At 74.5% G+C, this 21,858-nt stretch carries 14 protein-coding genes; 7 read left to right on the top strand and 7 right to left on the bottom strand.

Translation table 11 applies throughout. The features are described 5' to 3' along the window. Window positions 1-66: 66 nt before the first annotated feature. Window positions 67-2,658, top strand: coding sequence for an alpha-glucan family phosphorylase (gene glgP / locus ACF0H8_RS16070; protein ID WP_395289893.1), 2,592 nt, complete (start codon window positions 67-69; stop codon window positions 2,656-2,658). A gap of 156 nt (window positions 2,659-2,814) precedes the next feature. Here the strand turns inward: glgP and trpS are convergent, their stop codons facing one another. The 3 genes from trpS to ACF0H8_RS16055 all read right to left on the bottom strand — a co-directional run bounded on the left by trpS (window position 2,815) and on the right by ACF0H8_RS16055 (window position 6,401). Continuing rightward, the gene (trpS, locus tag ACF0H8_RS16065; protein ID WP_395289892.1) at window positions 2,815-3,942 is read right to left on the bottom strand and encodes a tryptophan--tRNA ligase; all 1,128 of its coding nucleotides are present in this window, start codon (window positions 3,940-3,942) and stop codon (window positions 2,815-2,817) included. 183 nt (window positions 3,943-4,125) lie between these two features. Then, the gene (gene glgX, locus ACF0H8_RS16060) at window positions 4,126-5,823 is read right to left on the bottom strand and encodes a glycogen debranching protein GlgX (RefSeq protein ID WP_395289891.1); all 1,698 of its coding nucleotides are present in this window, start codon (window positions 5,821-5,823) and stop codon (window positions 4,126-4,128) included. After that, a complete protein-coding gene (locus ACF0H8_RS16055; protein ID WP_395289890.1) occupies window positions 5,793-6,401 on the bottom strand; it encodes a hypothetical protein in 609 nt (202 codons plus the stop codon). The genes glgX and ACF0H8_RS16055 overlap by 31 nt, the downstream gene beginning before the upstream one ends. A 265-nt stretch (window positions 6,402-6,666) precedes the next feature. Between ACF0H8_RS16055 and ACF0H8_RS16050 the strand changes: the two genes are divergently transcribed. Then, window positions 6,667-7,476 carry an electron transfer flavoprotein subunit beta/FixA family protein gene (locus ACF0H8_RS16050; RefSeq protein ID WP_395289889.1) on the top strand — a complete coding sequence of 270 codons (810 nt, stop codon included), beginning with the start codon at window positions 6,667-6,669 and terminating at the stop codon, window positions 7,474-7,476. 14 nt (window positions 7,477-7,490) lie between these two features. Further along, window positions 7,491-8,465, top strand: coding sequence for an electron transfer flavoprotein subunit alpha/FixB family protein (locus tag ACF0H8_RS16045; RefSeq protein WP_395289888.1), 975 nt, complete (start codon window positions 7,491-7,493; stop codon window positions 8,463-8,465). A 48-nt stretch (window positions 8,466-8,513) separates the two neighbouring features. Here the strand turns inward: ACF0H8_RS16045 and ACF0H8_RS16040 are convergent, their stop codons facing one another. Further along, complete coding sequence (locus tag ACF0H8_RS16040) at window positions 8,514-9,113, bottom strand: NADPH-dependent FMN reductase (RefSeq protein ID WP_395289887.1); 600 nt, start codon at window positions 9,111-9,113, stop codon at window positions 8,514-8,516. Between the two features lie 261 nt (window positions 9,114-9,374). Here ACF0H8_RS16040 and ACF0H8_RS16035 point away from each other — a divergent pair, with 261 nt between their 5' ends. From ACF0H8_RS16035 to ACF0H8_RS16025, 3 genes are all read left to right on the top strand, one after another. Continuing rightward, window positions 9,375-10,664, top strand: a complete 1,290-nt coding sequence (locus ACF0H8_RS16035) for a cysteine desulfurase family protein (protein ID WP_395289886.1) — start codon at window positions 9,375-9,377, stop codon at window positions 10,662-10,664. Further along, a complete protein-coding gene (mnmA, locus tag ACF0H8_RS16030) occupies window positions 10,664-11,827 on the top strand; it encodes a tRNA 2-thiouridine(34) synthase MnmA (protein ID WP_395289885.1) in 1,164 nt (387 codons plus the stop codon). Before ACF0H8_RS16035 ends, mnmA begins: the two co-directional genes overlap by 1 nt. 620 nt (window positions 11,828-12,447) lie before the next feature. Continuing rightward, window positions 12,448-13,899, top strand: a complete 1,452-nt coding sequence (locus tag ACF0H8_RS16025) for a DUF222 domain-containing protein (RefSeq protein WP_395289884.1) — start codon at window positions 12,448-12,450, stop codon at window positions 13,897-13,899. 65 nt (window positions 13,900-13,964) lie between these two features. On the opposite strand, the gene ACF0H8_RS16020 is transcribed toward ACF0H8_RS16025, so the two are convergent. Beyond that, window positions 13,965-14,396 carry a YybH family protein gene (locus tag ACF0H8_RS16020; protein ID WP_395289883.1) on the bottom strand — a complete coding sequence of 144 codons (432 nt, stop codon included), beginning with the start codon at window positions 14,394-14,396 and terminating at the stop codon, window positions 13,965-13,967. A gap of 347 nt (window positions 14,397-14,743) precedes the next feature. Here ACF0H8_RS16020 and nudC point away from each other — a divergent pair, with 347 nt between their 5' ends. Continuing rightward, on the top strand, window positions 14,744-15,703 hold the full coding sequence (gene nudC, locus ACF0H8_RS16015; RefSeq protein WP_395289882.1) for an NAD(+) diphosphatase: 960 nt from the start codon (window positions 14,744-14,746) through the stop codon (window positions 15,701-15,703). Window positions 15,704-15,865: 162 nt separating this feature from the next. Here nudC and ACF0H8_RS16010 read toward each other — a convergent pair whose 3' ends face one another. Both ACF0H8_RS16010 and ACF0H8_RS16005 read right to left on the bottom strand, forming a co-directional pair. After that, window positions 15,866-18,541, bottom strand: a complete 2,676-nt coding sequence (locus ACF0H8_RS16010) for a hypothetical protein (protein ID WP_395289881.1) — start codon at window positions 18,539-18,541, stop codon at window positions 15,866-15,868. Beyond that, a complete protein-coding gene (locus ACF0H8_RS16005; RefSeq protein WP_395289880.1) occupies window positions 18,538-21,852 on the bottom strand; it encodes a tubulin-like doman-containing protein in 3,315 nt (1,104 codons plus the stop codon). The genes ACF0H8_RS16010 and ACF0H8_RS16005 overlap by 4 nt, the downstream gene beginning before the upstream one ends. Window positions 21,853-21,858 lie beyond the last annotated feature (6 nt).

Here is a 21,858-nt window from a genome sequence, read left to right as displayed (position 1 = left end):
CGATCTCTGCAACGACCCTGCAACTGGGTTGTAAGAGTTTCAGGATTTCTGTCTACACTCGGACGGGTGAGAGCCATCCGACGTTTCACCGTCCGCACCGTGCTTCCCGAGGCGCTGGCGCCGCTGGACACGCTCGCCCAGAACCTGCGTTGGTCGTGGCACACCCCGACCCGCGAGCTGTTCGCCTCGCTCGACCCCCAGCTGTGGGAGGCCGTCCACGGCGACCCCGTGGCCCTGCTGGGCTCCCTCGACCCCAAGCGCCTCCAGCTGCTCGCCAACGACCGCGCCCTGGTCGCGCAGATCCGCGAGCTCGACGCGGACCTGCAGCGCTACCTGACCGAGCCGCGCTGGTACCAGAACGAGTGCGACCTGCCCGACAAGCCCTCGGCCATCGCCTACTTCTCCGCCGAGTACGGCATCACCGCGGTGCTGCCGCAGTACTCCGGCGGCCTCGGCATCCTCGCCGGCGACCACCTCAAGTCCGCCTCGGACCTCGGCGTGCCGATCGTCGGCGTCGGGCTGCTCTACGGCGCTGGGTACTTCAAGCAGTCCCTGACCCGGGACGGCTGGCAGCACGAGACCTACCCGCTCATCGACCCGGACAACCTGCCGCTGACCCTGCTGCGCGAGGCCGACGGCACGCCCGCCCGCGTCCAGCTGCCGCTGCCCGCCGGGCGCACCCTGCACGCGCAGATCTGGCTCGCCCAGGTCGGGCGCGTCCCGCTGCTCCTCCTCGACTCCAACATCCTGGAGAACGACGACGCCGCCCGCCGGGTGACCGACCGCCTCTACGGCGGCTCGCCGGACCACCGGCTCCAGCAGGAGCTGCTGCTCGGCATGGGCGGCGTCAAGGCCCTGCGGGTCTACGCCCGGCTCGCCGGCGGCCCCCGGCCGGAGGTCTACCACTGCAACGAGGGCCACGCCGGCTTCCTCGCCGTCGAGCGCATCCGGGAGATCATCGAGGCCGAGGGCGTCAGCTTCGAGACCGCCCTGGAGGCGGTGAAGGCCGGCACGGTCTTCACCACGCACACCCCCGTGCCCGCCGGCATCAGCCGCTACAGCACCGAGCTGATCTCCGAGTACTTCGGCGGCGGCTCGGAGCTCTCCGGCATCCCGCTGCAGAAGGTGCTCGCGCTCGGCGCCGAGGACTACGAGGGCGGCAACCCCGCCGTCTTCAACATGGCGATCCTCGGCCTGCGCGCCGCCAAGCGCGCCAACGGGGTGGCCAAGCTGCACGGGAAGGTCTCGCGCGGCATGTTCCACCAGCTGTGGCCCGGGTTCGACGTCACGGAGGTGCCGATCACCTCGGTCACCAACGGCGTCCACGGCCCGACGTGGACCGACCCCGCCTTCGCCGAGATGGCGGAGAGCCACCTCACGCCCGAGCAGCTGCGCTCGGGCGAGGGCTGGCGGCTCACCCCCGAGGAGGGGGGCGTCTCCGACGCCGAGCTGTGGCAGATGCGCCGCAAGCTGCGCACCAAGCTGGTGAAGGAGGCGCGCCGCCGCGTGCGCAAGTCCTGGCTGCAGCGAGGCGCCTCCCCGGCCGAGCTGGGCTGGACCGACGAGGTGCTCGACCCCGACGTGCTGACGATCGGCTTCGCCCGCCGGGTGCCCACGTACAAGCGCCTGACCCTGATGCTCTCGGACCCCGAGCGCCTCGCCAGGCTGCTCACCGACCCCGAGCGACCCATCCAGATCGTCGTGGCCGGCAAGTCCCACCCCGACGACGAGCAGGGCATCGGCCTCATCCAGCGGCTCGTGCAGTTCGCCGACCAGGCGGGCGTGCGCGAGCGGATCGTGTTCCTGCCGAACTACGACATCGCGATGGCCCAGACGCTCATGCCGGGCTGCGACGTGTGGCTGAACAACCCGCTGCGTCCGCTCGAGGCCTCGGGCACGTCCGGCATGAAGTGCGCCCTCAACGGCGCCCTCAACCTCTCCATCCTCGACGGCTGGTGGGACGAGTGGTACGACGGCCGCAACGGCTGGGCCATCCCCACCGCCGACGGCGTGGAGGACCCGGCCACCCGCGACCAGCTCGAGGCGGCGGCGCTCTACGAGCTGCTCGAGACCACCGTGGTGCCGCGGTTCTACGACCGCGACGCCGACGGCATCCCGCGCCATTGGATGGAGATGGTCCGGCACACCCTGGCCACGCTCGGCCCGAAGGTGCAGGCGACGCGGATGGTCCGCGACTACGTCGCGCGGCTGTACACGCCGACGGCGGCCAGCGGCCGCGCGCTCGACGGCGTCGCGGGGCACGACGGCGCCCGGGCGCTGGCGGAGTGGAAGTCCGCCGTCCGCGAGGCGTGGCCGACCGTGCGGGTCGACCACGTCGAGTCCGACGGCGTGGCCGAGGTCGTCCAGCTCGGCGACCGCATCTCGATCACCGCCTACGTCTCGCTCGGGCGGCTGAAGCCCGAGGACGTCCAGGTCCAGGTGGTCTCCGGCCGCCCGGACGAGGAGGACGAGCTCACCGACATCGAGGTGCACGAGCTGACGCAGGCGCAGGAGCTCGAGGGCGGCCGCTACGCGTTCACGGGCTCGCGGGAGCTGGAGCGGACGGGGCCCTTCGGGTACGCCGTCCGGGTGGTGCCGGCGCACGGGGACCTCGCGGCGTACACCGAGCTGGGGCTCGTGGCCGCGGCCGCGCACTGACGAACGCGGCACTCACCGGCGAGCACACGACCGGGCCCCGGCCCCCGCAACAGCGGGGAGCCGGGGCCCGGTCGTGCTCGGTCAGGCGATGTTCCCTGTCAGGCGATGGAGTCGTGCGTGCCGGCGGCTGGCGGACGCCGGCCGCCGGCCGGCGCGTCAGTAGATCATCTGCATGGCCTCACGCACCTCGGCGAGGGTCGCCTCGGCCACCGCGTTGGCGCGGTCGTTGCCGGTGCGCAGCACGCCCAGCAGGTACGCCGGGTCCGCGGCGAGCTCGGCGCGGCGCGCGCGCAGCGGCGCCAGCATCTCGTTGACGGCCTCAGTGGCGGCCTTCTTCAGGGCGGCGCCGCCGCCGTCGCCGAGCTCCTCGGCAACAGCCTGCGGCTGCCGGCCCGTCGCGAGGGCGGTGATGAGCACGAGGTTCGAGACCTCCGGCCGGAGGTCCGGGTCGTAGGTGATGTGGCGGTCGGCGTCGGTCACGGCGCGCTTGATCAGCTTCGCGGTCGTGTCCGCGTCCATGCCGAGCTCGATCGCGTTCCCGCGGGACTTGCTCATCTTCTGCCCGTCGGTGCCCAGCACGTTCGCGGCCTCCGAGAGCAGCGCCTCCGGGCGCGGGAAGACCGGCTGTGCGCCGTCGCCGGCCCGGCCGTAGCGCTCGTCGAAGCGGCGGGCGATCACCCGGGCCTGCTCGAGGTGCGGCAGCTGGTCCTTGCCGACGGGGACGAGGTTGGCCTTGCAGAACAGGATGTCCGCCGCCTGGTGGACCGGGTAGGTGAGCATGAGGCCGGACATGGGCCGGTCCCCGGTGGCCTCCAGCTCGGACTTCACCGTGGGGTTGCGGCGCAGCTCGGCGTCGGTGACGACGCTGAGGAACGGCAGCATGAGCTGGTTGAGGGCGGGGACCGCGGAGTGGGTGAAGATCGTGGAGCGGTTCGGGTCGATGCCCAGGGCGAGGTAGTCCGCCACGAGGGAGAGCACCCGCTCGCGCACCGGGCCCACGCCGTCGCGGTCGGTGATGACCTGGTAGTCGGCGACGAGCACGAAGGTCTCCACGCCGGCGTCCTGGATGCGCACGCGGTTGAGCAGGCTGCCGAAGTAGTGGCCCAGGTGCAGGTTGCCGGTCGGCCGGTCCCCGGTCAGGACCCGGAATCGGGTCGGGTCGGCGGCGATCTCCCGCTCGATCTCGGCGCTGCGCCTGCGGGTGCGCTCGAGGGAGGCGTCGGTGGTGGACTCCGTCAGGTCGGCGTCGTCCTCGCGGACGGGGGAGGTCTGCTCGGTGGTCATGCGTGTCCTCGTCGGTCGGGGGCCGTGCTGCGTGGGTGCCTCGTCGGCCGCCGCGCAGGGGACGGCCGGTGTGGGGTGCGCCAAGGGGGCCGTCGCTCAGGACGGCCACCACAGGCGGGAAATTGGCACGGGCCAACACTAGTCCCCGCCGCCGCGGGAGCCCGGGCCGTCCGGCGGCCGGGCTCAGCGGCGGGTGAGGTAGACCCGCATGCTCAGCGACTCCAGCTCGACCGTCTCGCCCGGCGAGGCGAGCAGGCTCATCGGCTCGGCGTCGGAGTCGGCGCGGTGCTGCCCCGGGCGCTCCCACGCGGAGTCCCACACCAGCTCGTAGTCCGCGCCGCGCCCCTTCACGAGCGTGACCTCCTGCAGGTCCAGGGAACCGTTGAGCAGCACGAGGGCGTCGGCGCCGGGCCGGCCGGAGCGGAGCATCTGGAGCACCCGGTTGTGCGGGTCGTGCCACAGCTGGGCGGTCATGGCCTCGCCGCGGGCGTCGAACCACGCCAGGTCCGCGACGTCGTCGCCGGGCGCCGGGCGTCCCGACGCGAAGCGCGCGGGTCGCAGCACGGGGTGATCGCGCCGCAGGTCGAGCAGGTAGGCGGCCGTGGCGAGCAGGTCCCGCTGCCAGGGCTCGGTCTCCCAGTCCACCCAGCTGATCTCGTTGTCCTGGCAGTAGGCGTTGTTGTTGCCCCGCTGGGTGCGGCCGATCTCGTCGCCCGCCGTGATCATCGGCACACCGGCCGAGACCAGCAACGTCCCCAGGAGGTTGCGCATGGAGCGGCGCCGCAGCGGGAGCACGACGGCGAAGGGGGAGTCGCGCCGCACCGGCCCCTCGAGGCCGTGGTTCCAGGAGCGGTTGTCGTCCGAGCCGTCGCGGTTGTCCTCGAGGTTCGCGGCGTTGTGCTTGTGGTCGTAGGCGACCAGGTCCGCGAGGGTGAAGCCGTCGTGGGCGGTGACGAAGTTGACCGACCCGAGCGGGCCGCGCCCGCCGGGCACCTCCCCGAGCCCGAACAGGTCCGCGGAGCCGGACATGCGGGTGGCGAGCTCGCGCAGGTCGCGGCCGGTGTGGCCCTTGGCCTGCGCGCCGGCGTCGGCCAGCCAGAAGGTCCGGACGGCGCCCCGGAACCTGTCGTTCCAGTCGGCCGTGGGGGCCGGGAACTGGCCGGTCCGCCACCCGCCCGGCCCGAGGTCCCACGGCTCGGCGATGAGCTTGGCGGAGCCGAGCAGCGGGTCCGTGGTCATCGCCACGAAGAACGGGTGGTAGGGCGTGAAGTCGGCGCCGTTGCGCCCGAGCGTGACGGCGAGGTCGAACCGGAAGCCGTCCACGCCCACCTCGCCGGCCCAGTACCGCAGGGAGTCCAGCGCCAGCTGCACCACCCGGGTGCGGCGGAAGTCCAGGGAGTTGCCGCACCCGGTGACGTCGACCAGAGCGGCGGGCCGGGCGCCGTCGTGGAGGTAGTAGCCGGTGTTGTCCAGGCCGCGCAGGCTCAGCGAGGGCCCGTCCGCGCCGCCCTCGCAGGTGTGGTTGTAGACGACGTCGAGCACGACCTCCAGCCCAGCGGCGTGCAGCAGCGCCACCATCCCCTTGACCTCGGCCAGCACGGCCTGCGGCCCGGCCTCGCGGGCGGCGCGGGTGGCGTACCGCGGCTCGGGGGCGAAGAACCCCAGGGTGTTGTAGCCCCAGTAGTTGCCCAGCCCCTTCCGGGTGAGCCAGGGCTCGGCGAGGCTGGCGTGGATGGGCAGGAGCTCGACCGTCGTCACGCCGAGGCGCTTGAGGTGGGCGATGGTGGCGGGGTGCGCGAGCCCGGCGTAGGTGCCGCGCAGCTCGGGCGGCACGCCCCGCAGGTTCATCGTCAGGCCGCGCACGTGGGCCTCGTAGAGCACCGTCCGGTCCCACGGGATGCGGGGGAGGGCACGGCGCCGTCGAACCCGGCGTCGACGACCACGCCGTGCGCCACGAAGGGGGCCGAGTCGGTGCCGTCCCGGGACCCGCCGTCGACCGGGACGAGGGCGTCGTCCACCGCGTGGGCGTAGATGGGTGGGGCGACGGTGACCTGCCCGGTCAGGGCCCGCGCGTAGGGGTCGAGCAGGAGCTTGGCCGGGTTGTGGAGCAGCCCCGCGCTCGGGTCCCAGTGGCCGTGCACGCGGAAGCCGTAGCGCTGGCCGGCGCGGACGCCGGGGACGTGGCCGTGCCAGATGCCGTCGACCGGTCCCTGGAGGCGGTAGCGCCGCTCGGTCAGGGCGCCGTCCGCGGCGACGTTGAGCAGGCACACGTCGACCCGGTGCGCGCGGGTGGCGTGGACCGCGACGTCGACGCCGTCCCCGACGAGGTGCGCCCCCAGGCGCCGGGGGTTCGCGGCGCCGTCGGCCACGAGCGGTGCCGCGACGTCGACGTACGGCGCCCCGGCGGCGCCCGGCCTGCCGGGTGGTGGCAGCGGCGTTCGCGTGCGGGTCACGGTCACCTCGCCATTCAACATCACCCGGCCGGCAGTGGCGTCGCCGGGGCGAGTGCGGGAGCGGAGTGGGCGGCGCGCGTCCGCCTCGCCTCGGACTTCAGGCTGGCGTAGCGGCCGACGACGCGCCGGGGCCGGCCCGCCGTGAGGGGACTTAGGGCCCGCACGCGGCGCCCGGGGGCGTGCGAGACCGCGAGCGAGGACACGTGCGGGTGACCAGGACCGCCGTCTCCCGATTCCCGCCGCGCCGGGGCCAGGTGGCAGGCTTGGTCCCATGAGGATCGTCGTGTGCGTCAAGCATGTCCCCGACCTGCAGGCCGAGCGCTCGCTCGGGCCGGACGGTCGCCTCGTGCGCGGTGAGGACGACGTGCTCAACGAGCTCGACGAGAACGCCGTCGAGGCGGCGCTCACCCTGGCCGAGCAGACGGACGGCGAGGTCGTCGCGCTGACGATGGGTCCCGACGACGCCGTCGACGCGGTGCGCCGGGCCCTGCAGATGGGCGCCGACGCCGGCGTCCACGTCGTCGACGAGCGGGCCGCCGGCTCCGACGTGCTCGGCACCGCCCGGGTGCTCGCCGCCGCGGTGCGCAAGCTCGCCGAGGGAACCCCCGTGGACCTCGTCGTCACCGGCATGGCGTCCATGGACGGCCTGACGGCGATGCTGCCGGCGGCGCTCGCGGCGAACCTCGAGCTTCCGCAGCTGACCCTGGCCGGCGCCGTCGCGCTCGAGGGCCGCACGCTGACCATCACCCGGACGGTCGGCGACGCCGACGAGGTGCTCGCCGCCGAGCTGCCCGCCGTGCTGTCCGTGACCGACCAGGCCAACGAGCCGCGCTACCCCAACTTCAAGGCGATCATGGCCGCGAAGAAGAAGCCGGTGACCATCTGGGACCTCGACGACCTCGCGCTGGCCTCCACCGGCGCCGAGGCGGACGGCGGCCCGGAGGTGGGCGCCGCCGGCGCCGGCACCCGGGTCCTGGCCGCCGAGCCGCGTCCCGCCCGGGAGCAGGGCCGCATCATCACCGACTCGGGCGACGCCGGCGCGCGGCTGGCCGCATTCCTGGTCGAGAACAAGCTCGTCTGAGGGCAGGAGAGAACATGACTGGGCTGGACAAGACCGTGCTCGTCGTCGTCGACCACTCAGGCGGCGCCCTGACCGCACCCTCGGCCGAGGTCCTCACCCTCGCCCGGACGCTCACCGACGGGGCCGTCGCCGCCGTCGCGCTCACGCCCGAGCCGGACCTGGCGGCGCTCGGCCGGTACGGCGCGCAGGAGGTGTACGTCCCCGGGCTGGGCGGGCTCTCCGCTGACGTCGCGGCCGTCGCCGCCGAGGCCGTGCTCGCCGTCGTCGAGCGCACCGACCCGGCCGCCGTGCTGCTCGTCTCCGGCTTCGCCGGCAAGGAGCGCGCCGCCCGCCTGGCCGTGGCGCTGGCGTCCGGCGCCGTCGTCGACGCCACCGGCGTGGAGGTCACCGACGACGGGACGCTCGCGGTGGCCAAGACGGTGCTGCAGGGCACCTGGGCCACCACGTGCGCCGTCACCCGCGGGCTGCCCATCATCGCCGTCAAGCCCACCTCGGTGGAGGCCGTCGCCGACGACGACGCCGCCACGCCCGCGGTCGTGGACGTGCCCGTGGATCTCTCCTCCGCCGCCCGCGCGGTGCGGGTGGTCTCGCGCACGGAGCACCCCCGCGGCCGCGCGCCGCTGTCCGAGGCGAAGGCCGTCGTCGTGGGCGGGCGCGGCGTCGAGGGCGACTTCTCCCTGGTGGAGGAGCTGGCCGAGGAGATCGGCGCCGCCGTCGGCGCCACCCGCGTGGCGACCGACGAGGGCTGGATCGACCACTCGGCGCAGATCGGGCAGACGGGCGTGACCATCGCGCCCCGGCTCTACATCGGCGCGGGCGTGAGCGGGGCCATCCACCACACGGCGGGCATGCAGGCCGCCGAGGTCGTCGTCGCGATCAACAACGACCCCGAGGCGCCCATCTTCGAGATGGCCGACCTCGGGATCGTCGGTGACGTCACCGAGGTGCTGCCCCAGGCGATCGCCGAGCTGCGCCGCCTGAAGGGCTGAGGTGCGAGGCGCGGGGCCGGCGGTGACGCCATCGCCGGCGCCCTGGCGTCACTTGCGGGACTCGGGGTCGTCGTCGCCGATGTGCCCCTGCGCGTTGGCGTCCAGGACCCGCTGGACGAACGCCGCGTACTCGTCCATGTAGTGCCGCAAGAACCCCGCCGTACGTTCGTCCTTGACCTCGCCGTCCTCGCCGTAGGCGTCCGGGTCGAAATTGATGTAGGCCTCCGGCGCGTTGAGCTGGGGCGCGTCGAGGAAGCTCAGCACGCTGCGCATGGAGGACTGCATCACCGCGGTGCCGATGCCACCGGGGGAGGCACCGATGATCCCGGTCGGCTTGCGCGCGAACGAGTTCGTCCCCCAGGGGCGCGAGCCCCAGTCGATGGCGTTCTTCAGCGGGCCGGGGATCGACCGGTTGTACTCGGGCGAGACGAAGAGGATGCCGTCGGAGGCGTCGATCGCCTCCTTGAGGGCCCGGCCCTCCGGCGGGTAGTCCGCGTCGTAGTCCTGGCTGTACAGCGGCAGGCCGTCGATGGGGATCTCCGTGAACTCGAGGGTGTCCGGGGCCAGCTTGATCAGCGCGTTGGCCAGGGTGCGGTTGATCGAGGTGCTGGACAGGCTGCCGACGAAGTACCCGATCCTGTGGGCCATGGTCTGGTCCTCTCGTGCGCCGGCCGCGGCGGCCGGCAAGGGTGTGATGGACCACCCGATCGTCCACCCGCGCCGTCGGCCTGTCACGCGGCGGCCGGAGCCGCGCCCGTGGCGTGCCAGGAACGCAACCCCCGCAGGCGCATCCCGGCTCAGCTCGCCCGTGCCTCCCGCCCACGGCGCCCGCCCCCCGGCACGGGGATGTCCGCTGCCGGACAGCAATCCTCGACGGTGCCGCCGTCCCGCTATCTACACTGGACGACCGTGAGCGGCACCCGGCACTACCTCGACCACGCGGCCACCACGCCGGTGCGCCCCGAGGTCGCCGCGGCGTACGCCGAGGAGCTCACCCGGCTGGGCAACCCTTCCTCCCTCCACACCCACGGGCGCGACGCCCGGCGCCGCCTGGAGGAGGCCCGTGAGCACCTCGCCGAGGCGCTCGGCGCCCAGCCCGCCGAGGTGCTGTTCACCTCGGGCGGGACCGAGGCGGACAACCTCGCGGTCAAGGGGGCGTTCTGGGCCCGCCGGGCGGCGGATCCGGAGCGCACCCGGCTGGCCGTCTCCGCCGTCGAGCACCACGCCGTCCTCGAGGCCGCGACGTGGCTCGCCCGGCACGACGGGGCCGGGCTGGACCTCCTTGCCGTCGGTGGTGACGGCGTCCTCGACGTCGCCGCCCTCGAGGAGCACCTGGCCGTCCGTGGCCAGGCGACGGCCGTCGTCAGCGTGATGTGGGCGAACAACGAGACGGGCGCCCTGCAGCCGCTCGAGCGCGTGGTCGCCCTCGCGCACGCCGCCGGGGCGCCGGTGCACTCCGACGCGGTGCAGGCGGTCGGCCACGTGCCCGTGGACTTCGCCGCCAGCGGCCTGGACGCGATGAGCCTCTCCGGGCACAAGCTCGGGGCCCCGGTCGGCACGGGCGCACTCCTCGCCCGGCGGGAGCTGGTCCTGACGCCGGTCGAGCACGGCGGCGGGCAGGAACGCGGCGTGCGGTCCGGCACGCTCGCGGTCGCCGGGGCGCGCGCCCTCGCGCTCGCGGTGGGTCTCGCCGTCGCCGAGCAGCAGCAGGAGGCGGCGCGGCTGCGGGCGCTGCGCGACCGGCTCGTGGCCGCCGCCCTGGCGGTGCCCGGCGTACGCCTCACCGGCCCGGCGGACGACGGCGCCCGGCTGCCGGGCGTCGCGCACCTCACCGTGGACGGTGCCGACGCCGACGCACTGCTGTTCGGCCTGGACATGGCAGGGATCTCGGCCTCGTCCGGCTCGGCGTGCCAGGCGGGTGTGCAGGAGGCCTCCCACGTGCTGCTCGCCATGGGCCGCGACGAGGAGCAGGCACGCTCTGCGCTGCGGTTCTCGCTCGGCCGCACCACCACCCCGGCGGACGTCGACGCGGCGGCCGCGGCCCTGCCCGGTGTCGTGGAGAACGCCCGGCGGGCCCACGCCACGCGCCGCGCGCACGTCGGGCGGCGGACCCGGCCCGGTGCCGCCGCCGGCTGGGCTGCCGGCTTCGCCGCCGGCGGCGCGTCGGCCACCGCCCCCGTTCGAAGGAGTCCCGTCTGATGCGTGTCCTGGCCGCCCTCTCCGGCGGCGTCGACTCCGCCGTCGCCGCCGCCCGAGCCGTCGACGTCGGCCACGACGTCGTCGGCGTCCACATGGCGCTGAGCCGCTCGCGCGCCCAGCACCGCAACGGCTCGCGCGGGTGCTGCTCCATCGAGGACGCCGGCGACGCGCGCCGCGCGGCCGACGTGCTCGGCATCCCGTACTACGTTTGGGACCTGTCCGAGGAGTTCGAGGACACGGTGGTGGCGGACTTCCTGTCCGAGTACGCCGCCGGGCGCACCCCCAACCCCTGCGTGCGGTGCAACGAGCACATCAAGTTCTCCGCCCTGCTGGACCGGGGCATCGCCCTCGGTTTCGACGCGGTCGCGACTGGGCACTACGCCCGCATCGTCGACGTCCCCGACGGCACCGGCGGCGCGCGGCGCGAGCTGCACCGGGCCGCGGACACGGTCAAGGACCAGTCATACGTCCTCGCCGTCATGGGCGGCGACCGGCTCGAGCGGGCCCTCTTCCCGCTCGGCGACGCCCCCTCGAAGGAGGCGGTGCGTGCGGAGGCCGCGGCGCGCGGGCTGTCCGTGTCGAACAAGCCCGACTCCTACGACATCTGCTTCGTGGCCGACGGCGACACCCAGGGCTTCCTGCGCGACCGGCTGGGCTCGCGGCCCGGTGATGTCGTCGACGCCGACGGGCGCGTGCTGGGGGAGCACGACGGCGCGTATGCCTACACGGTCGGGCAGCGCAAGGGCCTCGGCCTGACGCACCCTGCGCCGGACGGGCGGCCGCGCTACGTGCTGGAGGTTCGACCGCAGGCGAACCAGGTCGTGGTCGGTCCCTCCGAGCTGCTCAGCGTGGACGATCTCCTCGCGGACCAGACCGTCTGGCTGGCGGACGACGTGCCGGCGGGAGAGTGGGTCGACGCCGAGGTCCAGGTGCGTGCCCACGGGGATCCGGTGCCTGCCCGGGTGCGCCGTGACGGTCGGAGCCGTGCATCGCTGGGTGACGGCGGTCTGGGGGCGGGCGTCGGCGCGGGTCTGGAGGCCCGGCTCGCGACCCCGCTGCGCGGCATCGCGCCCGGGCAGTCGCTGGTGGTGTACTCCGGCACGCGGGTGCTCGGCCAGTCGACCATCGTCCGCGCGCGACGGGGAGCTGCGCTGCCCGCCTGACCGGCAATAACGCCGGTCGCTCTGCTCTGGCGCGTGCGGCCGGGTTGCCCCGCAGACGGAAGCCGGCCGCGAGGCCCGCGATTGCAGGCACGGTCGGGGGGCCTTTTCGGGGCTTGATTGTCGGTAATTGGCCTTGCGTTCCGGAGCTTTCGAGGGCGAGCGCTTAGCGTTTTGGCATCATGCGGTTGCCCACCGCATTGTTGGGACTTGATGGCGCGTCGATCAGTGCCGTTGAGCCGGAGGTCGCCAGCGGTGATCGCCAGCCGGCATCCCGACCGCCAAGGCCTCGCCGCTGGGGATGCCGGTCGGCTGAGATAGCCGTCCGGCCCTGTAGCTGGGGCGCGCCCGGATCCCGCGCCCGCGTCGGTGTGCCGGGGGCGTCCCCGTACCCGCCGTCCCCTCCGCGTCCCGTGTGTCGGCAGGTGGCTGTGGATCAGATGGCATGAGAGCGTTCGCGAGTGCCTGTGGATTTGATGGCATGAGAGCGTTCGCAGAAGGGCCTGGTGCCATTCTATGTCCACATTTCCACAACTTGAATTCACAGGGTGAAATCCCTTGCGCTATCGAACGCATGTTCGATAGTTTATGGGAAAGGACTTCTCGCGGGGGAGGTGGTCGCAATGTCGCAGTCCGCGACGCCAGCCACCTTCCTCGCCCAAGGGCTGGCCAGCATCATCGAGTCCCTCGACGCGCTGCAGGAGATCGACCTGCACGACGTGGCGGGCGCCGCCGTGATGGACGCGCTTGACACCCTGGAGCAGGTACGACGGCGGACCGAGGCACTGACCGCGCGCACGCTGGCGACCATCGAGGCGGACGGCCTGTGGGCGCTGGGCGGCGCACGGTCCATGGCCGCGTGGTACCGGGCGCGTTCGGGCAAGCAGCACGCGAGCGCCGCCCGCGAGGTGCGGCAGGCGCGTGCGCTCCGCGACCACCTCCCGGCGACGGCGACCGCACTCGCCAGGGGGCAGATCAGTGTCGACCACGCGAGCGCCATGGTGAGACTGACGACCGACACGGACGTGCGACGCGAGCGTCTGCGCGACGGGGAGGTCGGCGAGGCCTTCCTCCTGCAGCATGCCAAGAGGCTGGACGCGGGGGACTTCGCCCTCGCGCTCCAGCAGTGGGGCCTCCGGGCGGATCCGGAGGCTGCGGACCGGGCCTACAAGGAGGACAGCACCCGCGAGGAGTTCTACCTGGCCGAGACCACGGATGGCTATGTGCCGGGTGGTTGGCTGTCCAGGACCAGCGGGAAGCTCATCATGACGGCCCTCTCGGCCCGCATGGGGACGCCGTCCAGGACGGATACCCGCACACCGGCGCAGCGGCGGGCCAACGCGCTCGTGGCGCTGGCACAGCTCGCGCTCGACTCGGGGACGCTGCGTCCCGGATCGCGGATTCGCCCCCATCTCGCCGTCATGGTCCCCTTCGAGACGCTCCAGCGTCTGGTTGCCGCTTCGGCCCCGGCGCACCGCCCCGGGTGCCGGCTCACCGGCGACTACCCGGGGGCCGCGTTCGGGTTACCGCTGAAGCTGGCTGGCACCGGCGGCGTCGGCGGGCAGGCCTCCCACGACGACGCCGCCGACCATCCCGAGACCTGCACGTGCGGGCTGGCCGATGCCGAGTCGATCATCAGCGTTGATGTCGACGCCTCGGCCCTCAGCGACGTCGAGCCGGCGACGTACGACGACGGTTCCCCGCTCGCACCGTCACTCCTGGCACGGCTCGCCTGCAGCAGCCACATGCATCGGGTGGTCTTCGGGCCCGACTCGGAAGTCCTGGACCTCGGACGCGAGGAGCGGCTCTTCTCCGCCGCGCAGACCCGCGCCATCGTCGCCCGGGACAAGAGATGTCAGTACCCGAACTGCAATGCCCCGCCGGGCGAGGGGGAGATCCACCACAGCCTCTACTGGTGGGCGCAGTTCGGGTCGACCAACCTCCGGCTCGGCATCCTGTTGTGCTGGTTCCACCACGACTACGTCCACGCCCACTCCATCAGCATCGAGCGGCGGGAGGGTCGGTGGGAGTTCTTCCGGCAGGACGGCTCCGCCGTCGCCTCCGTGGCGGCGTGACGCGCGGGGACTCCGTTCGGCTCGTGTGCCGGCTATGTCGGCTCGCCCTCGGGCTGCTACGTCCGTTACGCCGGCTCGCCGTCGTGCTGCGTCGGCTCGCCCTCGGGCTGCTGCGCTGAGTCACCGATGGCACCGCGACCGTCCGGCTCCCGCATCCACCACTCGGTGAACTCCGAGCACCGACCGTCATCGTCGAGTCGGAACACCCACAGGTTGCGGTAGATCGGGCGGTCCCCGACGTGGTACCCGGTCCGGCCCTGGACGACGGCGAGACCGTGCGCCACCACGAGCGGACGCCACTCGAACGTCGTCTGCCCAGGCTCGTCCCGGTGCTCGAGCCAGCCGTCGACGATGGCCTGGCGGCCACGCCATGGCTCGGCGTACGGCTCGGTCAGGTAGACGGCGTCATCCGTGAACAGCCCGCCGATGTCCGACGGGTCGTTGGAGTTCCACGCCCGCACGTACCCCTCGACCCACGCGCGTACCTGCTCGTCCATCCGGACTCCCATGCCCCCTCACGGCGCCAGGCGGATGTCGATCCATATAGAGAGCACGAGACTCAGCGCGCAATCCAGGTCTGGATCGAGGTGAGCCTCGTACGGTGCCATGGTCCGTTCCTCTGCGGGATGCCCGCCCTTGCCTGGGAGGGTAGAGCGCGCCGGCGCGCCGTCACAGGTTGAAACCTGACGCGCCTCACCAGGCTTCGGGGCGGCTTCCCTGCGACGGCGCCCGCCGCGCACGCTGCCCCGGCAGCCGCCCGGTGCGCACGCTGCCCCGGCACCCGCCCGGTGCGCACGCTGCCCCGGCAGCCGCCCGGTGCCCAGCACGCCCTACGGTGAGGACCGTGCAGACACAGCTCCCGCTCGCCAGGTCCACCGTCGATCCCGATGCAGCCGCCCGCGCCCAGCCGGGGTTCGTCGAGGCGCTCGTCGACGACCCCCGCACCAAGGTCCTGCTCGTGCGCCACGGCCTGGTCGCGGTCGCCGGCGACGGCGTGCTGGACCTGCGTGCGCCCGCCGAGATCGCCGGGGCACCGTGGGACCCGCAGCACCTGGCGTACCTCGGCCGGGACGACGGCGGCGCCTACCTCGCCCTCACCCTGCCCGGGACTCTCGGCGAGGAACGGGACCTCGATGGCGTCCCCATCCACGAGGACGCGGCGCTGGTCAACTTCGTCGAGAGACTGACGTTCGCCCACCTGCGCGACGTCGGGGACGCGCTGGCCGACAGGGACGCAGGCCTGGCGACGACCGCCGTCGCGCTCTCCGCCTGGCACGCGCGCAACCCCCGCTGCCCGCGGTGCGGGGAGATCACCGAGGTCATCGACGTCGGCTGGGTGCGCCGGTGCACCGCGGACCACTCGCTGCACTACCCGCGCACCGACCCCGCCGTGATCATGGCCGTCACCGACGCCCACGACCGGATCCTCCTCGGTCACGCCGCGCACTGGCCGGAGAACCGGTTCTCCACGCTCGCCGGCTACGTCGAGCCGGGGGAGTCGGTGGAGACGGCGGTGCGCCGCGAGGTCGCCGAGGAGGCGGGTATCGCCGTCGGCGCCGTGGAGTTCAAGGGCTCCCAGCCCTGGCCCTTCCCCGCCTCCCTCATGCTCGGCTTTCGCGCGCGCGTGGCGGATGACGCAAGCACGGAGGTCACGGTGGACGGCGTGGAGATCACCGACGCACGGTTCTTCACCCGCGAGGAGCTGGCCGTGGCGGTCGCTGCCGGCACCGTGCTGCTCCCGATGCGCTCCTCCATCGCCCTCGCCCTCATCGAGGACTGGTACGGCGGCACGCTGGCGCGCTGACCCGCAGCAGCCGTGATCGGCGCCGCCGCTCGACGACGGAAAGACTCTGACGGCGGCAGGCTGGCGCGCTGACCGCCGCAGCTGTGATCGGCGCCGCCGCTCGACGACGGAAAGACTCTGACGGCGGCCCGCCGGCGCGCTGACCCGCCGTGGGCGTGGCGGCTACCACTCGACGAGGTCGGGCCGGGCTGTCGTCTCCGGTGCCCGTTCCCGTGCCTGCGCCGTGGGCACGGGGGCGAAGAGCAGCAGGTCTCCTGGCTCCGCACGCCGCGAGATGTCGACGCGCAGCGCCACCTGGCCCGTTGCCCACCTGACCGTCGGGCGAGCGCCGGTCGCCGTCACGGCCGACACGGAGCCCGACGGCTCGGTGCCCGTGCCCGGGAGCCACACCAGCGCGGTCGTCGGCAGGTGCCGCGCCCGCTGCAGCCCTCGGGGGCTCCACTGGTCCAGGGCGAAGGGCGTCGGCTCCTGCACCATGGTCCTGAGGAACTCGCTCTCGCTGACGGGCTGACCCGGCGGGCCCAGCCGGCCGAGGCGGTCGACCCGGCGCTCGGGCAGGCGCAGCCGTCCCTCCTCCACCGCCCGGCGGACGTCGGCGACGGCGGCCGCGGTGGCCAGCGTGGCCGCCGCCCCGCTCCTGACCGTCTCCAGCAGCCGGCCGCGCTGCCCCGGCGGCCCACCGCGCACGTCCAGGTCGGCGGCCAGGTAACCGTCGGTCCGGAGGTCGGAGCCCTCACCCAGATGCGCCACGAGGGCGTCGAAGCTCTCCGTGACCCATCCGGGGCGGCACAGCACGGCGGCGGCAGCCCGAGCGGCGTCGTGCCGTGCCTGGTCGTCCACGGCCCGGCCGACCCCCAGGGCGACGGCGGCCGGCAGGGTGCTCAGCACGTCCTCCGGGAGCCGGACCGGCGGCACGTCCAGAGGTGCCCACGGGCGGTGCAGGAGCCAGGAGACGACCTCGCACCAGTCGAGCAGCGCCTCGCGGAGCAGCTCGAGCCGGGCGCGCTCGCGGCGGACGACGGACCCCGACTCCGCGCGCCAGCCTCGTTCCTCCGCCTCCCGTGCCACCTTCCACTCACGCCGCCGCACCGAGCGGTAGTAGGCGTGGTTCGCCAGCAGGACGAATCCTAGCGGGAGCAGGACCGTCATGGTCACGGCCCGGGCGATGCCCTCGGCGGACGGCGCTCCCACCGCGTACACGGCGGTGAGGACCGCGGCGAGGACGAACGCGACGACCGCGACGACCCAGCGCCGCTTGAGCCGGCGTTCCGCGCGCTCCGAGACGTCGCTCCGGGGAAGGCCGGACTGGTCGGCGAGCACATCGAGCGCCCGGGCCTGCTCGTCCACCGCGTCCACCAGCTGGGCCGTCAGCGGCTCGGCGGCGCTCGCCCCGGCCGGTGCTCCCTCGGAGCTCCCGTCGACGGCGCCGCCGGGGGCGTCCACCGCGTCCGCCGGCTGCGCCGAGGTCTCGGCCGCCGCGGCCGGCTCTTCCTCAGGGGCCGGGGCGCGGGCTTGGGCCTGAGCCGCGGCCCCGTCCGCCTCCCCGCGGCCCCCGTCGCGCGTGGCCCGCCGACCGCTGGCCGGCCCGGGCGCGAGCGCCCACGGCGGCAGGAGCTCGCGCACGCCCGCCCGCTCGGGTGCGGCGAGCCCCGCGGGCAGCTCACCGCCGTCGGCGAGCGCGAAGCACACCCGCCGCAGGTCCTGCCACGTCTGCGGCCGGGGGGCCACGGCGTCCTCCGCCGTCGGCCCGGCCCGGGCTGGTCCGACCCGCTCAGTCTCGGTGAGCAGGCGCGTCACGTCGAACAGCGAGTCGTCCCTCCGCGGCCGGGTACGGACGAGCGTGTCGCTGTCCCGCCCGACCAGCACCAGTGTCGCCACGTTCTCCACAGCCCGCCGCAGGGCTCGGCCCAGCCACTCGGCGCCGACCCGCACCATCCGGACGTCGAACCGGACGGCGTCCACCACGGCGGCGCGCAGCCCCCGGACGCGCCGCTGCGGCTCGGGGAGGGTCGGCCAGGCCGCTGGGAGCAGGTCTCCGCGGCCCAGGAGGAACCGTGCCGCACGGGTGCTCGCCGCGGCGGGGTCCGCGGCCGGGCGCGCCCAGGGCAGCACGGCGGCGGCGCCGTCGGGGCCGGACACGAGCTCGACGGTGTCACGCACGACCTCCTCGACCGCGTCCGGCCCGAGGATCGCGCGCACCGAGGCGCGCAGCACCACGAGGTCGCCGTCGGCCGTGGTGGCGTCCCCCTCGTCGAGCGCGCCGCCGGGCACGCCGGCCCACAGCGCCGCCACGGCGGCGACCGCGGCAAGGCCGTGGCCGGTGAAGTTGCCGGGCTCCCGCACGAAGACGCTCGCGCGGTCCAGGTCGGGCCGGTCCTCCGCGGCGACGACGCCCGTGACGTCCCAGCCCGGCAGGAGGTGCTCGGTCCGCAGGCCCGTCGCGCCGCTCTCGCCGACGAGAAGGTTGACGCGGTGCACCCGCGTGCCCCGCGGCGGCAGCGGCACGGCGGCCTCCAGCAGGTCGGCGACCACGCGGGCGCGCCCGAGGAACGCGGCCGGCGGCGACCAGCCGCGGGTGACCTGCTGGACCGCGACCACGCGCACCAGGTCCCGGCGCGCGGCCCCGACGAGCTCGAGGAGGTCGGCGTCCCGGGCGTCGTCGCCTGGTCCGACGAGGCGTGCCGGTGCCCGCGCCGGACCGTCGCCGGTCACGACGTCCTCGGCGCGCACCCACACCGACTCGCGCAGCAGACCCGCGGCCGTCCAGCCCTCGGCGAGGGTCCGCAGCGCCGCGCCGGGCTCCCCACCGACGACGAGGACCGACAGGTCGGCGCTCACCAGCGGTCCTCGGTGTCCTCCTCGATGTGCGCCACCGCGCGCCGGAGGTCGGTCAGGGCCGCGAGGATGTCCAGGCGCAGGTCGTAGGACAGCGGCACGTCGAACACGTCCGTGCGCGCCTCCACGCCGGCGAAGAACCGCGAGTAGTTGGCGTGCAGCCGGTCCAGGTGGTCCTCCGCCTCCTCCTGCCGGCCCGAGACCGCGGCCTCGTCCCCGGCCGTGATCCACGCGCGCAGCTCGGTGGCCGGGTTCTCGTACACCTCGTAGCCCCCGCCCCGGCCGGACCGGCCGAGGTCGCGCAGCCGCGCGTACGGGGCCAGCGGCTCCCGGCTCGCCCGGGTGTTGACCTCCACCAGCGCCAGCAGGATCGACTGCAGGACCACGGGAAGGACCTCGCGGCTGTGCACGGCGTCGGTCGCCAGCATCGGGGCGGGGAAGGACCGGAAGCTGCCGCCGCCGCCCGCCTCGTCCGGCACCCAGATCTGGGCGCTGCGGTCGCCGAGTCGCACCTGGTCGAGCAGCCGGGCCGTGAACCAGCCACGGACCATCGCACGGCGGATGGCCGGGGAGATCGGCAGCGACTCCGTCAGCGACCGGGCGCGCCGCCACCGCCAGAACTCGGCGCGGTTGTCCGGGGTGGTGCTGCGCGCGCCCCACTCGCTGGCGATGGGCCGCATCAGCGAGTCGAACACGACCGGCTCGTACGGCGTGGCGAGGACGCTGAAGATGTCCACCGACGCCTCCGTGCCCTCCCCGAGGGCCGCCGCCACCTCCGCGGACCACTGCCCGCGGCTCTGCAGCACCCGGCGCACGACCTCCCGCCCCGGCGAGCGCTCCGGCAGCGGGATCTCGCTGAACGACAGCGCGTGCTGCGCGGAGTGCACGTCGTGGACCTGCACCAGCGCGCCGGGGTTGATCTTCACCAGCGGCGCCGAGGCGTCCAGCGCGGAGATCAGCCCTCCCTCGAAGGCCGCCAGGCGCCGGGCGTGCTCGCGGGGCTCCGCCCGGGCGGGGTCGAGGTGGTCGCGCAGGCCCTCGCCGAGGTAGCGCCCGACGGCGGTGCCCTCGCGGCCGAGCCAGCGCCGCGCCCGGTCGAGCAGCGCGCCGGCGGACGTGGCCACCTCGAAGGAGGCCCGGGAGGGCGCGGCGAGGATCCCCGTCTGCAGGCCGTGGTCGCGCGGGAACCACGCCGTCTGCCGGCGGATCAGGTGCTGGGCGCCGCGCTCGACGTCGTCGGTGTCCAGCAGGAGCTGGCTCACCGCCCCGCGCACCGCGCCGCCCGGCTCTGCGGCCTCCACGGTGCGGGCGACGAGCTCGGTCAGGATCTGCGGGTACCGGCTCGTCGGCTCGAGGAGGAACTCGTTGGGGGCGGCGTGCAGCCGCTGCGGGACGGCGTCGCCCACCGGCCACAGGGCGATGGGGGAGGGGCGCCCGTCCACCGGCGAGCCCTCCTCATGCGCCAGCGCGGCGGTGGCCCGCTCGACGGCCGCGCGCAGCGGCTCGAGCAGGTTGGCGACGAGGTCGGGCAGCAGGGTCGCGGCCATCTCCCGCAGCTCCGCCTCGTCCTGGACGACCAGCACGTCGACGGCGCGGCGCACGCCGGCCACGATGGCCGGCGAGGTGGCGGCCAGGGTGGAGCCGCCCTGCTCGACCTCCTGCGCGACCGCCTGGTCCAGCCCCAGCGCCCACCGGTGGTGGCGCGCCGCCTCCTCGCGCAGCTCCTCGCGGGTGGCCTGCAGCTCGGTCGCGAGCATCGCCAGCACCCCGGCGGTGACGGGCCCGCCGTGGGCGGCGAGGAACCGGGCGGTGCGGTCGCTCAGGTGCTCCTGGATCTCGGCCACCCACTCCCGGCCGCGCGCCTGCCGCGCCAGCCGGAGCGCGTCGCGGAAGGCGGGCTCCCTGGCGGCGCACTCGGTGAGGATCCGGTGGCGGACCTCGACGGCGGAGAGCCCCTTGTCGCCGATCCCCTCCACGACCCGCCGGTGCAGCGCGTCGGCCAGGCTCCGGGCGAGCGCCGCCTGGTTCTCCGGCCGCAGCCCGTCGAGGACGTCGTGGCGGTCCTCGCCCCGGTCGCTCAGGCCGGAGGCGGCGAGGAAGGCCCCGAAGACGTCCTGGGCCACGTCCGCGACGAGCCGTCGCGGGATGCGCTCGTCGCCGGGCAGCCGCAGCTCCTCGTGGCGGCGCAGCACGCGCTCGACGGCGGCGCGTGCGAGGTGCTCGGCCGCGTAGTCGCGGAACCGGTCGCGGCCCAGCCCCACGCGCGCCGAGCCGAGCGCGGTGAACGGGGTCTCGGTGCCGGCGGCGTGGACGGGCAGGTGGTCGGTGACCGACTGCGCGACGGCGGACCAGTTGCCCTGGACCGTGGCGGTCAGGCGGTCCTGCAAGGTCTCGCTGGTGACCCACGATGCGATCGAGCGGCCCATGGCACGGTAGACGTCGTTCTGGGTGCCGAAGGAGACCTGCTCGTTGCGGCTGCCGACGAGGAAGGGGTACCGGGGACCGAGCCGGTTCACCGCGCCGAGCTGGATGCCGTGCGCCGCCAGCAGGCTGGACGTCTCCTCGCCCGGGCCGTCGGTGTTCCAGTACCCGGCCAGCAGCTCGCCGAGGGTCGCCAGGGAGTTGGGCCGCACGCCGCGGCGCTGCTCCTCGGGAAGGTAGTCGAACACGTCGGGGGAGTAGAGCAGGCCGATGCTCTCCGAGGCCCAGGGGTCCCCGAGCGCGCGGACGGCGTCGCACACGTCGATGACCGCACCCGCGCCGGTGCCGCCCGCCACGGAGCACACGACGAGCACCACCGGGTCCGGCGCCGCGGCCGCGGGCGCGCCCCCGAGCAGCCGGGTGGCGCCCTGCAGCTCGCTGACGACCTCCGCGCCCGTCAGCGCCCGGCGCGCGGCGGCGACGGCGTCGCGGACCTCCTGCAGGCCGGCGAGCGTGATCACCCGCCCGAGCGCCCGGTACTGGCCGGCGCCCTTGCTCGCCGGGATGTTGACCTTCCCGGGGTCGGGGCGCCAGGTGCCCATCGCCTCGGCGACGGCGGTGCGCCCGGTGCCGGCCAGGGCGGCGTCGATGTGCCGGTACGTCAGCCCGGTCTTGACCAGGCCGTGGTAGCTCCCGGGCGGCAGCTGCGGCGGCAGGTCGGGGTCGTTGCCGTCGGCCTGGGTCGGCACGTCGATGTGGACGAACTGCCAGGCGGCCGGCAGATCGTCCTGCCAGCCGAGCTGCTCCATGCGCCGCAGCAGCTCGTCGCGGACGACCCGGAGCGTCTTCCCGCCCGAGCCGCCCACACCGATCATGAGGAACGGACGCAGCATGTGCCC

Origin of the sequence: Georgenia sp. AZ-5 (assembly GCF_043952095.1) — a bacterium.
Lineage (GTDB): Bacteria > Actinomycetota > Actinomycetes > Actinomycetales > Actinomycetaceae > Georgenia.
The sequence above is the reverse complement of the archived record's forward strand: the minus strand, read 5'-3'. Positions and strand labels throughout refer to the sequence as shown.